The sequence below is a fragment of the Rhodococcus sp. SMB37 genome (genome assembly GCF_004345605.1).
Taxonomy (GTDB): domain Bacteria; phylum Actinomycetota; class Actinomycetes; order Mycobacteriales; family Mycobacteriaceae; genus Rhodococcus.
In genome coordinates, this window is the sequence record NZ_SLVY01000001.1 from 613,211 (window position 1) to 627,835 (window position 14,625).

General features: G+C 65.0%; 13 protein-coding genes and 1 pseudogene. 12 read left to right on the forward strand and 2 right to left on the reverse strand.

What is annotated here, in order from left to right; translation table 11 throughout:
* Positions 1 to 37 precede the first annotated feature (37 nt).
* Both EV641_RS02945 and EV641_RS02950 read left to right on the forward strand, forming a co-directional pair.
* Complete coding sequence (locus tag EV641_RS02945; RefSeq protein WP_132470691.1) at positions 38 to 1,174, forward strand: hypothetical protein; 1,137 nt, start codon at positions 38 to 40, stop codon at positions 1,172 to 1,174.
* A complete protein-coding gene (locus EV641_RS02950) occupies positions 1,171 to 2,004 on the forward strand; it encodes an SDR family NAD(P)-dependent oxidoreductase (RefSeq protein WP_132470692.1) in 834 nt (277 codons plus the stop codon). Before EV641_RS02945 ends, EV641_RS02950 begins: the two co-directional genes overlap by 4 nt.
* A gap of 18 nt (positions 2,005 to 2,022) precedes the next feature.
* Here EV641_RS02950 and EV641_RS02955 read toward each other — a convergent pair whose 3' ends face one another.
* Entirely contained in the window at positions 2,023 to 2,751 is a 729-nt protein-coding gene (locus EV641_RS02955; protein ID WP_241996768.1) for a TetR/AcrR family transcriptional regulator, read from the reverse strand.
* Positions 2,752 to 2,886: 135 nt separating this feature from the next.
* Between EV641_RS02955 and EV641_RS02960 the strand changes: the two genes are divergently transcribed.
* From EV641_RS02960 to EV641_RS03005, 10 genes and pseudogenes are all read left to right on the forward strand, one after another.
* Positions 2,887 to 3,699, forward strand: a complete 813-nt coding sequence (locus tag EV641_RS02960; protein ID WP_132470693.1) for an ABC transporter ATP-binding protein — start codon at positions 2,887 to 2,889, stop codon at positions 3,697 to 3,699.
* Entirely contained in the window at positions 3,696 to 4,415 is a 720-nt protein-coding gene (locus EV641_RS02965) for an ABC transporter ATP-binding protein (protein ID WP_132470694.1), read from the forward strand. Before EV641_RS02960 ends, EV641_RS02965 begins: the two co-directional genes overlap by 4 nt.
* A gap of 9 nt (positions 4,416 to 4,424) precedes the next feature.
* Positions 4,425 to 5,303, forward strand: a complete 879-nt coding sequence (locus EV641_RS02970; RefSeq protein ID WP_132470695.1) for a branched-chain amino acid ABC transporter permease — start codon at positions 4,425 to 4,427, stop codon at positions 5,301 to 5,303.
* 1 nt (position 5,304) lies between these two features.
* On the forward strand, positions 5,305 to 6,417 hold the full coding sequence (locus EV641_RS02975; protein WP_132470696.1) for a branched-chain amino acid ABC transporter permease: 1,113 nt from the start codon (positions 5,305 to 5,307) through the stop codon (positions 6,415 to 6,417).
* Positions 6,414 to 7,676, forward strand: a complete 1,263-nt coding sequence (locus tag EV641_RS02980; protein ID WP_132470697.1) for an ABC transporter substrate-binding protein — start codon at positions 6,414 to 6,416, stop codon at positions 7,674 to 7,676. The genes EV641_RS02975 and EV641_RS02980 overlap by 4 nt, the downstream gene beginning before the upstream one ends.
* Before the next feature lie 202 nt (positions 7,677 to 7,878).
* Positions 7,879 to 8,391, forward strand: a complete 513-nt coding sequence (locus tag EV641_RS02985; RefSeq protein ID WP_132470698.1) for a hypothetical protein — start codon at positions 7,879 to 7,881, stop codon at positions 8,389 to 8,391.
* A 133-nt stretch (positions 8,392 to 8,524) separates the two neighbouring features.
* Complete coding sequence (locus EV641_RS02990; RefSeq protein WP_054713072.1) at positions 8,525 to 8,752, forward strand: hypothetical protein; 228 nt, start codon at positions 8,525 to 8,527, stop codon at positions 8,750 to 8,752.
* Between the two features lie 77 nt (positions 8,753 to 8,829).
* Positions 8,830 to 10,409 (forward strand): annotated as a pseudogene (locus EV641_RS02995) (zinc ribbon domain-containing protein); the annotation flags it as partial.
* A gap of 76 nt (positions 10,410 to 10,485) precedes the next feature.
* Positions 10,486 to 11,289, forward strand: coding sequence for a mycolate reductase (gene cmrA, locus EV641_RS03000; protein WP_132470699.1), 804 nt, complete (start codon positions 10,486 to 10,488; stop codon positions 11,287 to 11,289).
* Positions 11,290 to 11,533: 244 nt separating this feature from the next.
* Entirely contained in the window at positions 11,534 to 12,994 is a 1,461-nt protein-coding gene (locus EV641_RS03005) for an NAD(P)/FAD-dependent oxidoreductase (protein WP_199233108.1), read from the forward strand.
* Between the two features lie 4 nt (positions 12,995 to 12,998).
* Here the strand turns inward: EV641_RS03005 and EV641_RS03010 are convergent, their stop codons facing one another.
* A complete protein-coding gene (locus EV641_RS03010) occupies positions 12,999 to 14,567 on the reverse strand; it encodes a helicase HerA-like domain-containing protein (protein ID WP_132470700.1) in 1,569 nt (522 codons plus the stop codon).
* Between the last annotated feature and the right edge of the window lie 58 nt (positions 14,568 to 14,625).

The following is a 14,625-nucleotide window of genomic DNA, read 5'->3' on the forward strand; positions in this document are numbered from 1 at the left end:
CCTGGATCGGAACCACACGGCTCAGGGGAGAACACTGATGGCGAAGCAGGCAGACAGTACCGACGACGCGCTCGCGGCGATCGGCGCACGCTCGATTCCCGAATTCGACGGGGTCCACGCGATCTGGCCACGCGGCGAACGCCTGGCAGCTGTACGGCATGCAGCGGAGACATACAAGGAACGCTTCATCTCGCAAGGACGGATCCGTGCGATCAAATCGGTGGACATCGCTGCCGCACCGTATCCGGTCAAGTACGCATTCCATGACGCGGTATCGGTTCCCGCATCGCCCCTGATCTCGATGATCAACAGGATGATCGTCGTCCAGTACGACGACTGGAACGGCACCCCGCGCACTCTGGTATTCGAGCCGACCGTGCCGGACGGGTCGGCCGAAGCTCCGTTCTACCGGAACCTGCGCACACTCATCGACAGGATTCCCGGTGGTCATCTCGTGGAAAAGCTCGTTCTGAACTACTACAACGAGCCTGGTGACGCGCTTGCGAAGCTCGGCCTGACGCCGAACGACATCGACTTCTGCACCTTCGACCACCTGCACGTGCAGGACCCCCGCATGATTTTGGGCTCGACCGATGTCATCGAAGGCGAGACCGAACCACGCCGACCACTGTTCGGCGACGCGAGGATGCTGGTACACAGTCGCGAGCTCGCCACACTGCAGTCGCTGCACCCCATGCAGTGGGCGTGGTACGTCGACGGCGGACTCAGCGGGGTGGACCCGGCGAAATTCGTGACATTCGACGGCGACATCGAGCTCGGCCCCGGCATCGCGCTGCTGTGGACACCCGGCCACACCGACGGTAACCACTCGCTCGTCGTCAACACTCCGGACGGCGTGTGGGTCTCGTCGGAAAACGGTATCTCCCTGGACAACTGGCAACCAGAACTCTCGCGGATTCCAGGTGTGCGCAAGTACCACGAACAATACGGCCGCGAGATCTGCCCCAATGCCAATACCCTGGAAGATTCTCTCGATCAGTACGATTCGATGATCAAGGAGAAGACCTTGGCCGACCCCTGCACGGCAGACCCACGCTGGCTCCAGATCCTGCCGTCGAGCGAACTCGCTCCGCGGAAACGGCAGTGGCCTGTCGTACCGACCTACGTCCACGGCGGTATCGAATACGGCGATCTCGAGGCCGGTCGGCGATGAGCCGCATTCATGCGGGCGCGGTTGTCACGGGCGCCGGTCGCGGTCTCGGCAAGACGATCGCCGCTCTCCTCGTCGAGTGCGGCTACCAAGTTCTGGTCACCGACGTCGACCCCGCAACTGCCCAGGACACAGCCGACGAACTCGGCGGCGGCACCACAGCCCTTGCCGTCGACGTCCGCGACCACACCCAGGTGGAAGCCGCGCGCGACGCGATCGTCGAACGCGCAGGACGCCTCGATGTGTGGGTGAACAACGCCGGAGTCCTGCTCACCGGCCCGGCCTGGGAACAGGACGAGGTGGCCCGCCGATCGATCATCGAGGTCAATGCACTCGGCGCGATCAACGGGACCGTTGCGGCCATCGAGGCAATGCGAGGCAACGGCGGCGGTCACGTCGTCAACATCGTGTCGCTCGCCGGCCTGACCGCGGTGCCCGGTGAGGCGGTGTACGCGGCGTCCAAACACGCAGCACTCGGCTTCAGCCTGAGCACGATGGCCGACCTCCGGCTTGCAGGTATCACCGACATCGACATCTCGTGCATCTGCCCGGACGGCATCTGGACACCGATGCTGCACGACAAGCTCGACGATCCGGCCTCCGCGCTGTCGTTCTCCGGGAAGCTGCTCGCACCCGACGAGGTCGTCGCTGCGGTGCGCACGGTGCTCGACTCGCCGCGGCTGGTCACGACGATCCCACGGTGGCGTGGATTGATCGTCCGGTTGGGTGACATGTTTCCTCGGTTCGGCCTGAAAGCCGTACCGCTCATGGTGGCGCAGGGACGCCGCGCCCAGAGAAAGCTGAGATCCACCGGCGGACCTCGCCGCGGGTGAGCTCGAGCAGAGCGTGCTTTACCCCAATGCGAGGTGAACGGACGCCGCAAGGAGCGCAGAAACGGATTGGCGCATGACCGCGATCGCATCGTCCACAGTGAGCTCGTACTCGTCGCGCAGTACCGACCAGGACGCCCACGTGGACGCGATCCCGAGCGCCTGCACGATCTGCGCACGTCGATGTCGAGTCAACATCGCCAGCTCGCGCGCGAACAGGACCTCGATCTCGTCGGTCACACGATTGATGTGCAGCAATCGATTCGCGCGGAGCTGGGGCGAGACAGCTTCACGAAGCCCTGCAGCACGCGCCTGCGGCGCAACGTATTCGAGTAGGCGCGCCCTCTGGGAGCAGAACGCGTCGATCCGGTCCGGCAGGTTCAGCTCCGGAGACACCGGCACGAACTGCGAATCCTGACGGCGCAGGACTTCTTCTCCTGTCGCGGCGAACAGCGTTTCGAGATCGCTGAAGTTCGCCCACAACGCGCGCAACGACACCCCCGCCGCCTCCGCGATCTGCCCGCCGGTGGGTTTCAGTTCACCACTCTCGATGAGTCGAATATGAGCCTCGATCACCAACCGGCGGGTGCGTTCGGCCCGTGCGGTCCGGCCGTCGGAGCCGTTCGTCCCCACACTTCCTCGTTTCGTTCGTAACACTTCTCGATCCACACAGTCTGCCAGCGCGATGGGCGCACGACCGCGTACCACGCGGACGGGTGCGCTGTCCGCTTCGAGAACTTCGCCGTCCACGCTGAGAACTTTCATCGGGCAGTAGGAATCTACACCCTCAGTGTTGTAACCTTTCGCCGAAAGTGATGTCGATCTCAACTTCAACTTCGATTCAGCGCACCAGCGCCGAATCACGAACCAGAAGGTGCATCTTCAGTGCAGCTACAGACCCCTTCTCGCACCGACGCTGCTGTTACCTCACGTCTCGAACTCACCGGTATCGGAGTCCGGTTCGGTGGCATCGTCGCGCTCGACGACGTGTCCCTGCAGGTCCCCGCCGGATCCGTCGTCGGGATCATGGGGCCGAACGGCGCGGGGAAGACCACACTCTTCAACGTCATCTGCGGATTCATCCGCCCGGGAGACGGCTCCATGTCGTTCGACGGACAGCCGTTCGCCCCTGTCCCACAAAAGCTCTCCACCCGAGGTGTCTCCCGGACCCTGCAGGGTCTCGGCCTGTTCGCCGGGCTCACCGCCCTCGAGAACGTCACCGCAGGCGCCTCCGGACGACACCGCTCTCCGTTCGCCGCCGGCCTGCTGGGCCTACCGTTCGCAGCCCGCAGCAACCGACAGGCCGTCGCCGACGCCTCGGCGCTGCTCGACGAATTCGGTATCGGCAGCTACGCACACGCGCTCCCACCGGCACTGCCTTACCCGGTCGCGAAGAAAGTCGCGCTGGCGCGCGCGCTCATCTCCGACCCCACCCTGGTACTTCTGGACGAACCCGCCGGCGGGCTCGATCAAGCCGATATCGACGACCTCCGCGAGCTCATCAGAGCACTGCCGCAGCGCGCGGGCAGCGTCGTCTCCGTCATGCTCGTCGAACACAACGTCGACTTGATCATGTCGGTGTGCGACCACATAGTGGTCCTCGACTTCGGCCGGGTGATCTCGCAAGGCACACCCGACGAGATCAAAGCCGATCCCGTGGTTGCCCAGGCCTACCTCGGCGACCGGGAGGCATCATGAGCACTCCACTGCTGCAGGTCGAAAACCTCACGGCAGGTTATGGTCCCGTGCCTGTTCTCCAAGACGTCGGCTTCGAGGTACCCGCAGGCACGATCGCTGCTGTGGTGGGCCCCAACGGCGCAGGCAAGACGACGTTGCTGCGCGCACTCTCCGGGTCACTCCCTGCTGTCCAAGGCACGATCAGCGTCTCCGGCACCTCCCTGCGCGGGATCCCCACCGAGAAGCTCGTGCACCACGGTGTAGCCCATGTCCCCGAAGGACGCGGCGTGATCGGCGAACTCACCGTCGATGAGAATCTCCGGCTCGGCGGACTGTGGCGAAAAGACCGCGCCGACGCCGCACGCGCAGTCGCCGAGATGTACGAGATGTTCGAGCCACTCGCCCGGCGCCGCGACAGCTCGGGGCACCAACTCTCCGGTGGGGAACGACAGATGCTCGCGATCGGCCGCGCGCTCGTCGCACGACCGACGTTGCTCCTGCTCGACGAACCCTCGCTCGGACTCGCCCCGCGCGTCGTCGACCTGATCATGACCACCCTGCGCGACCTGCGCGACCGCACCGGACTCACGGTCGTGCTCGTAGAGCAGAACGCACACAGCGCGCTCCCCATCTCCGATCAGGCGATCGTGCTGTCGCTGGGGCGCGTCGCAGTCGCCACATCCGCCGCCGAACTCGCGCATGACCCCGAGTTCCGCACCGCATACCTGGGTTTCTGAGGAGGCACCATGGACAGATTCCTGTTTCTCACCGTCGATGGACTCGCCCGCGGAGCCGTCTTCGCGGCATTCGCCCTCGCTCTCGTCCTCATCTGGCGCGGGACCCGGGTGATCAACTTCGCGCAGGGTGCAATGGCAGCAGCCACGACCTACATCGCATACTCGGTCACCTCTGCGACGGGGTCGTACTGGTACGGACTCATCGCCGCCATCGCAGGCGGATTCGCACTCGGAGCGCTCGTCGAACGGGTGCTCATGCGCCGCCTCGACCCCAACCGCCCCTTGGCCGCCGTCATAGTTGCGCTCGGCGTGGTGATGGTGCTGCACGCAGTGCTCGGCATGATCTACGGCAACGACTTCCGTCCGATGCAACTGCCGTTCAGCCGCGAGCCGTTCCGGTTCGGCGACGTGGCGCTGCTCTCCCCCTACGACCTGTTCGTGTTCGTCACGGTCGGCATCGTGGTCCTCGCGCTGGCGTACCTGTTCACACGGACCGACACCGGCCTGAAGATGCGTGCCTCCGCGTTCTCCCCGGATGTGTCGCGGCTGCTGGGCGTGAAGGTCTCGGCGATGCTCACCCTCGGCTGGGCCCTGGCCGGCGCCGTCGGAGCCCTGGCGGCTCTGCTCGTCGTCCCCACCGAACTCGGACTCAACCCCCACGCCGTCGACCTCGTGTTCATCTTCGCGTTCACGGCAGCGGTGATCGGCGGACTCGACAGCCCGGTCGGCGCAGTCATCGGCGGCCTGGTCACAGGCCTGCTGCTCGGCTACGTCAGCGGCTACCTCAGCGGGAGCATCGCGCCGATCGCCGTACTCCTGGTGTTGCTCGGAGTCCTCCTGATCCGACCCCAGGGCATCTTCTCCGGCACAGCGACAAGGCAGGTCTGACATGAAGTCGACACAACTCGCCGCATCCGTGACCCGTACCGCGTGGATCGTCGGCACCACCGCAATGGTGATCGTCGCGATCTTCGTCCTGCCGCCGTTCCGCAACTACCAGCTGGCCACGATCGCCGCGTACGTGTGTGCCACAGCGGGATTGACGGTGCTCATCGGGCGCAACGGCCAGCTCTCCCTCGGCCATGGAGCGCTGATGGCATGCGGTGCTTACACATTCGCCCTCACCGCCAACAGCATGGGCGACGCGGGAGCCACCGGGATCGCGGTACTGCTCGTCCCTTTGGCCGCCGCGGTCGTCATCACTTCGATCGTGGGAGTGATCGTCGGTGCGGCCGCCGCACGGTTACACGGCCCGTATCTCGCAGGTCTCACCCTCGCCCTCGTCGTCGCGATCCCGTCGATCACCACCACGTTCTCGGGGCTACTCGGCGGAGATCAGGGACTGTGGGCGTACGTCGAAGGCCCACCGAGTGGGATCGCCGCATTGTTCACCGTCGAGCAGTGGCACGCCACCATCGCGGTTCTCGCTGCCGCAGTGACCGTCCTCGCGCTCTCCAACCTGACCTCCGGCGAATTCGGGCGTCGGATGCAGGCCGTGCGGGACGACGAGATCGCCGCCCGACTCGCCGGAATCGACGTCACCCGCACCAAGATCGCCACCTTCGTGGCGAGCTCTGGAGCCGCGGGACTCGGCGGCGGCGTTCTGGCGATGGTGACGCAGAGCGCGTCGCCCGGTGCATTCGGTGTGACGTTCTCGCTGTTCCTGCTCATGGGTGTGGTCGTCGGCGGCCTCGGTTCCCATCTCGGCGCGGTGTGGGGTGCGGTGCTGCTGGTCGTGTTGCCCGCACTCGTCGCGGCAGTCACCGATTCTCTGCACATGTCGCCGGCGCTGGCCGAGCGCCTCGACGGCAATCTCGCGATCGCGCTGTTCGGCCTTGCCGTGATCGCCGTCGTTCTCGTAGCTCCCGCAGGCCTTCAGGGCCTGTTCTCACGCGCTGTGCACGCCGTGTCACCGCGCGGGCGCTCCCCGCGCCACCGATCGGGTTCGGTTCCCGCGCCCGTTCCCGTCTCCACCACATCGAAAGCAGAGGCACACCGATGATCAGATCCCGGCGACACTTGATCCCGATCGTCGCACTCGCGGCGACCGCGGCTCTCACCGCAGCCGGATGCGGCAGCGGCAGCAGCGCAACGGGCGGCTCCGCAGGCGAGGGTGACACCACCGGTATCACCGACACGTCCGTACTCATCGGCACCCATATGCCGATGACCGGGCCCGCTGCGGCCGGCTACTCGAAGATCCCGGCCGCGACCCAGGCGTACTTCGACCACGTCAACGAGCAGGGAGGTGTGCACGGACGCACCATCGAATACAAGGTGCTCGACGACGGCTACAACCCGGCGAACACCCAGCAGGTGGTGCGCGAACTGGTGCTGCAGGACCAGGTCTTCGCGATCCTGGGCGGACTGGGCACACCCACACATTCGGGTGTTCTCGATTTCCTCAACACCAACGGCGTGCCCGACCTTTTCGTCGCGTCCGGGTCGCGAACCTGGAACCAGCCCGACAAGTACCCGCTGACCTTCGGATACAACGCCGACTACACGGTCGAAGCGAAAGTCATGACCGACTACGTCGACAAGAACCTTCCCGGCAAGAAGATCTGCACGTTCGGCCAGGACGACGACTTCGGAGCCGACTACCTCGATGGTGTCGAGCAGATCGTCGGCGCCGAGAACGTCGTCGAACGCCAGACCTACTCCACGAGCAACACCAACGTCGCACCACAGATCGGAGCCCTTCAGGCCGCGGGATGCGAGGTGGTCATGCTCGCCACGATCCCCGGATTCACCGCGCTGGCGATCGGCACCGCGGGCCGTCTGGGGTTCGCTCCGCAGTGGACCACCGCGTCGGTCGGTGGCGACCTCGTGACATTGTCCAAGACGCTCGGTGAGGCCGCTCCCCTCGCAGAAGGCCTGCTGAGCACCAACTATCTGCCGTCGCACTTCAGTGAAGACGACGAATGGACCACCCAGTTCCGGGAGATCAACGACAAGTACAACGGCGGGGCCGAGTTCGACGGCAACATCGTCTACGGAATGTCGATGGCGCATCTGTTCGTACAGGCCCTCGAGGCCGCCGGTGAGAACCCGACCCGAGAATCGATCGTCGCCGCGATCACCGACAACGGGTTCGACGGACCCAACCTCGTTCCGTTCCGCTTCTCGGCCGATGACCACTCGGGCGCCGGCGGCGCGCGTGTGAATCAGGTCCGAGGCGGTATCCAGGAGTACTTCGGGCCGTCCTACACCACCACTGACACACCCGGCGACGCTGTCGTCGAGTACGCAGCGGGATAGGTCTCGCCCGGAATCAGGTCTCCGGGTGCAGGGGTCGGTCGTCGTGGGGGGACGACCGACCCCATCTCTCGTTCGACCGGAATCTCGATCGAACGATTTCTGCTCTCCCGTACGAGAAAGACCGATCGAACACCGTTCGCCGACATGTCTATTCCGATAGTCTGCTGCGTAACAGCGAACTCTCGCGACGATCGGAATCGATATGGCAAAGCTTGTGAACACGTTGTCAGAGGACGAATTCGTTCTCATTCAGGAAACGAAGAAATCGCAGATTGCCGAACTCGGCGAAGACGACCTGATCGACCTGCACACCCGAACCCGCCGGGCGCGCAACAAGTACGTCAAGCTCTACCGCAGAAGCGGGGCCGAGAAGGTCGGGAAGAAGAAATCCCGCGCGTCCGGCCGGGCAGCGAACCAGCGCAATGCCGGTAAAGCGGAGTTGTTCGAGGACGCACTTGCGCGGGTCATCCGGCGACTTGCCACGGTGGCCCGCCAGTCCGCCCAGGAGCTCAAGGAAGAGCGGTTGGCGCTCGCCCGGAGCGATTCCCCGGTGTCGTCGGACGGCGCAGGAGGCAAGGGCAAAGGCAAGGTGAAATCGGAGGGGAAGTCGCGCGTCGATTCCACCCGCGATTCGTCCGGCCGCAAGAAGTACGAGGCATCGACGATCGCCGCGGGTGCGCGACGTCAGGCGAAGAAGGACAAGAAGAACGCCTGACCGGCGGCAGGGTCGGCCGCTCCGACGACGAGTCGCCCACGTCCCGCTAGGCTCACAACAGTCGACGAGAAATCTGATACTCCCTCACACTCACTGACACCTCCTTCCATCTCATCCGCCACGCGAGGAGACCGTGGAATACCTCGACATCCTGCGTAGTGCAGATTCTCACGCACCGCAGCGGCGTCCCGGGTCACTGCTTGCTGTACCGGCTCCGATCTTCGCGTCCTCGACGAAGGGGATCTTCGACCGGACCCGACAACCCCGAAACGACCCGCAGTGCACACCCCAGAACGATGCTGCGGCGCGGGCCGAACAGAGCATGTCGGTGGCCCGCGTTATCGTCACCGCCGAGACCTGACACCGGCACTGCCGGAAAGGAACACGTGCGGCACCCATCGGTGCTGCCCGCACTCGGGGCGGGAAGGGAGGGATGTGATGACCGGCACTGAACTGGCCGAGCGACGCCAGTTCTCGTTCACCACCCGCCCCTACCTCACGGTCGACGACACCAGCGGTGAACCGATCGAGCTCGACGACATCGATGTTCGCGTCGGGTGGCTGCTCGACCTGATCACCGGCGCCGAAACAGAACTACTCACCAGGCTATGGCACCCCGACACTTTCGACCTTCTCGCTGCTGGCTGCGACAGCCAGGGCCGGGCACTGCCGAAACACGGGCACGTCGTCGCCGCCCGCCTCGGTTGGACCCCCACCTACCCGAACGGGTGTTATGTGCCGTCGCGGGTATCGCGGGTGGTCACCGCACACGCCATCGCGACGCTTCCGGACCTTGACCTACCGCGACACCGCCATCGCGTCGCTGTCGGCCCGTTTCGATGCCGCCACCGGACACATCGCCGCGCCGGCCGGTGGGGAGGTGTCTGTGCCGTCGGGGTTCGCCCGCGGTGTACGACGGCAGCTGGTCGCCTGTACCCGCAGGAGCGGAGAGGTGACCTCGGATACAGCGCGGCCCGAGCAGCTGCGGATCACCGACATCCAACCCCCACCGCAGGTCAGTGCCATGGCCCGCCTCGCGGCCGCCGACAAGCAACTCGCCGAGCTCACCGTCACCGCTGACACGATGGTGTTGACGGTGAAACTCCCCACCGAAGCCGTCCCCGCCGGCGATCTGTCGGCAGCAATGACCGCGGTGGGGGTGGACTGGTCACCGGCCACCCTCGGCGCCGCCGCGATCGTCACCGACACCGGCGACGGGTTGGTCTCCGATCTTCGGGGTTACACCTATGATGACCGCGGTCTCGGTATCAAGCTGGCCCGATTGCAGACCGAAGGCCAATTCCTGCATCGCAAGGCCGCCCGTCTGGCCCGGCTCGCGGAAAACGCGCCGCCCCAGCTGCGGGCGGAATTGGAAGGCAAGATCGCGTTACTCGACGAGAATCGCGTCGCGGTCGGTGTCGAGCGCGGGAAGATCAACCGGGAGTTGGCGTTTCATTTCGCGCGTCAGGCCACCGACTATGCGGTCGCCGCCGCCGCGACGGTGATCGCGATCGAAGATCTCGCGACCCTCGAACCGCGTGGGCATGGCCGGGTGAACAACAATCGGGCGGCGCGGTCCGCGCGCCGCAAAGCCGCCGACGCTCTCACCCACACCGCCGCGCGGGTGGGTGCGGCGGTGGTGACGGTCCCCGCCCGCGGGTCTTCGTCGTTGTGTCCAGGCTGCAACGAGGAACTTGCCCGTCCGCAGGGATATCACGATGCGTGGTGCGGTTCCTGCCAACTCGGTGGGAATCGTGATCATGTGGCGGGGGTGAACCTCGCCGCACGCGGATTGTTGGGACGCGGGAAGGCGGTCCGCACCCGTACGGGGTCTGGAGATCCGCACCACCGAGCATGCGCCGGTGCGCCGGTGTCGGGACAAGTCCGGCCCTACTCCGGCGAGGCCGCGGCATCGCCGTGTCCGCCATAGTGTTCCGACCCCGTCGGCCTCCGAGGGGGTGAACAAATCGAAGCCTCGTCCTGCATCTCGAGCGTCGGTGTGGGACACGGTCGAGCCCACGGTGTCGCAGGATGCCGCGGGTAGCCGTGAGGAACGTGGATCTGGACCGCCTGGCACGTATACGCTGACTGACCGTGACTCTGCCGACCCCCCACCCCGATGCCCGTGCCGTCGTCACCGGAGCCTCCTCCGGTATCGGCGAGGCTCTGGCCACCGAGCTCGCGGCGCGCGGGCATTCGCTGATCCTCGTAGCCCGACGAGGCGACATCATGGAGGAGCTCGCGAGCGAGCTCCGGTCCACACACGGCGTCGAAGTGGACGTGCGTGCGTGCGACCTGTCCGACCGCGATTCCCGTTCCGGTCTCGTCGACGAGTTGTCGACGCGGCGGATCAGCATTCTCTGCAACAACGCAGGTATTGCCACGTTCGGCCCCGTGTCCGAGCTGGAGCCGTCCTACGAGCGGGCGCAGGTCGAGCTCAACGCGGTTGCCGTGCACGATCTCACGCTGGCAGTACTACCCGGGATGGTGGAGCGCAAGTCCGGGGCGATCCTCATGGTCGGGTCCGCTGCCGGCAACATGGCGATACCCAACAATGCGACCTACGCGGCGACGAAGGCGTTCGTGAACACCTTCTCCGAATCTCTCCGCGGAGAGCTCAAGGGGAGCGGTGTGAACATCACGCTGCTCGCACCGGGGCCCGTGCGCACCGAGGAACCTGATCCGTCCGAGGCATCGATCGTCGACCGGCTCGTTCCCGACTTCCTGTGGATCTCGAGTGAACACACCGCCAAAGTGTCGCTCGATGCGCTGGGACAGAACCGGATGCGCATCGTTCCGGGCCTGATCTCGAAAGCGATGTCGGCGGCGGGCCAGTTCTCTCCGCGGTCGATCTCCGCACCGATCGCAGGGGCGTTCTACAAGAAGCTCGGAGGCTGACTCCTCCCCATTCTCTTCACGACCGGCGACCGGTGCAACCACGCATCGGTCGCCGGTCTCGGCGCATTACAGTGATCCCTATCACGCGACTGCGTCGCAATCCATGGACGAGCACACCCGCTTCCACCTGCGGAGATGCTGTCAAGCCCGGCTCTCTCGGCGGGCGTTCCGACAATTCCCACAACCAACCAACTGTGTTAACAAAGTAGTTACGGAAACTTTTCACAAACACAGGAGATTCATCTTGTCGCCGAAGATCGCGATTCTGGGAGCAGGACCGAGTGGGCTCGCGCAGCTGCGGGCCTTCGAGGCAGCACGGAAAGCCGGTCTCGACGACATCCCCGACATCGTTTGCTTCGAAAAGCAGGCGGACTGGGGTGGAATGTGGAACTACACGTGGCGCACCGGGCTCGATGCACACGGCGAGCCCGTTCACGCGAGCATGTACCGGTACCTGTGGTCCAACGGTCCCAAGGAATGTCTCGAGTTCGCCGACTACTCCTTCGAGGAACATTTCGGACGCTCCATCCCCTCGTACCCGCCCCGCGCGGTCCTGCTCGACTACATCATGGGCCGGGTCGAGAAAAGCGATGTGCGCAAGTACGTCCGGTTCAACACAGCCGTCCGGTGGGTCGAATACTCCGAGCAGACCACGAAGTTCACCGTCACCGTGATGGATCACGAGAAGGGCCGACTGGAATCCGACGAGTTCGACTACGTCGTCGTCGCCACCGGGCACTTCTCCACTCCGAACGTGCCCGAGTTCGAGGGCCTCGACCGGTTCCCCGGTCGTGTCCTGCACGCGCACGACTTCCGCGATGCCGCCGAATTCGCCGGCAAGCGACTGCTTCTCGTCGGCAGCAGCTACTCGGCCGAGGACATCGGAACCCAGTGCTACAAGTACGGTGCGAAGGAGGTCACCTTCAGCTACCGATCCGCACCGATGGGACACGACTGGCCCGATGCGTTCTCCGAAGTGCCGCTTCTCACCCATGTCGACGGCCACACTGCGCATTTCAAGGATGGCAGCACACGTGAGGTCGACGCCATCGTGCTCTGCACCGGGTACCAGCACCATTTCCCGTTCCTGCCCGACGATCTGCGGCTGCGCACCAACAACCGGCTGTACCCGCGGAACATCTACAAAGGCATTTTCTTCCAGGACAACCCGCTCCTGATGTACCTCGGGATGCAGGACCAGTACTTCACGTTCAACATGTTCGACGCACAGGCCTGGTACGCACGCGACGTGATGCTGGGCCGGATCGCGTTGCCCGACTTCGACGCACGCAACGCAGACATCGAGTCGTGGCGGACCCGCGAAGAGGCCCTGGACAACCCGATCGAGGACATCGATTTTCAGGCCGCGTACATCCGCGATCTCGTCGATCCGACCGACTACCCCGAGTTCCACGTGGAGCGCCAGGGTGAGGTGTTCAAGCAGTGGAAGAAGGACAAGAAGAACGACATCATGGGCTACCGCAACCGTAGCTACACGTCGACCCTCACCGGAACCACCGCACCGCCGCTCCCCGCGCCGTGGCTGGATATCCTCGATGATTCCCGGGAATCGTTCCTGTGCAACAATTTCGAGGAGCGCCCGAAGGCAGGGACCGGCGCGAAAGTCGTCGCTGCACAACCCGATCGACGGCAAACCCCGAGCATTCCCCGCTCAGCCGCACCCCGCGTCGCCGCGAAGGTGTAGACAGCTACCGGCGGCGGCGCCGGCCGGTCCCGAAGATGCTTCGTGAGATCTCGCGGCCGGCTGCCGACGCCGCCGAACGCAGGAACCCCTTGACCGCACTGTTGCCGAGCACCTGCTCGACGACGGAAGGCCCGTCGTCGGGAGGTGCAGCCGGTGCCTGCCCTCCGGAGTAGTCCAGCTGCGGGGGCACCTCGAAGTCCGGATCGTTGTTCGGTGCACCCGACACCGTCGCGGTAAGCTTTTCGTATGCCGATTCCCGGTCGATGGTGCGGCCGTACTTCCCGTACATCGGGCTCGCCTGCGCACCCGCCCGCATCGCGTTCTCGCCGACCGTGTCCATCAGCGACCTCGGCGGACGCATCCGCGTCCACGCGACGGGCGTCGGGGCTCCCATTTCGGACAGCACCGTCACGATGGCCTCACCGGTCCCCAATGTCGTGAGGGCCTCCTCGAGGTCGTAGAACTCGGTCGTCGGATAGGTGCGAACCGTCTTCGCCAGGGCCTTCTGATCGTCAGGAGTGAAGGCTCGCAGCGCGTGCTGCACGCGCGCGCCCAGTTGTGAGAGCACCGCGTTCGGAACGTCGGTCGGCAGCTGGGTGCAGAAGACCACGCCGACACCCTTCGATCTGATCAGCTTCACCGTCTGCTCGACCTGCTGTAGAAACGCCTTCGAAGCATCCGCGAACAGCAGGTGGGCCTCGTCGAAGAGAAACACCAGCCTCGGTTTGTCGAGGTCGCCGACTTCCGGCAGCGCCTGGAACAAGTCGGCCAGGAGCCACATCAGGAACGTGGAGAACAACTGTGGGCGCATCGACTGATCACCGAGCTCGATCAGATTGAGTATTCCCTGCCCACCGACGACATCGAGCAGGTCTTCGGTTTCCAGTTCGGGCTCTCCGAAGAACGTGTCGCCGCCCGCGGCCTCCAGGTTCACAATCGCACGCAGGATCACACCCGCCGTCGCCTTGGACACCCCGCCGATCCCCTGCAGTTCCGCTTTTCCTTCGTCGCTCGTCAGGTGCGCAATGGTCTGGCGCAGATCCTTCAGGTCGAGCAACGCGAGACCGTTCTTGTCGGCCCAGTGAAAGATCAACCCCAGCGTGGATTCCTGAGTCGCGTTCAGTTCGAGCACCTTGCTCAGCAGGATCGGTCCGAACGCGGTGACGGTCGCACGGACCGGGATCCCCACCCCCTCGGTACCCAATGAATAGAACCGCACGGGAAAGCCGGTCGGACCCCAGTCGTCGTCGCCAGTGTCCACTGCACGAGCCGCGAGCGCAGTGGTGGTCTCCCCAGCCGCCGACAACCCCGACAGGTCGCCCTTCACGTCGGACACGACGACGGGCACCCCTGCGGAAGAAAGTTGCTCCGCAATCAGTTGCAGAGTCTTGGTCTTGCCGGTGCCGGTGGCGCCCGCAACCAGCCCGTGACGGTTCAGGGTTGCCAGTGGTATCCGTACGTGCGCTGCGGGATCGACCGTGCCGTCATGGACGACGGCACCCAGTTCCAGCGCCTCTCCTACGACGGCATAACCGTCCGCAATCGTCGTGCTCGGTCGCGAAGTTTCGGCCATTCGATCTCCCCTATCGACGTATGACAGACCTCGGCGTACCCACCGACGACCTTAACCG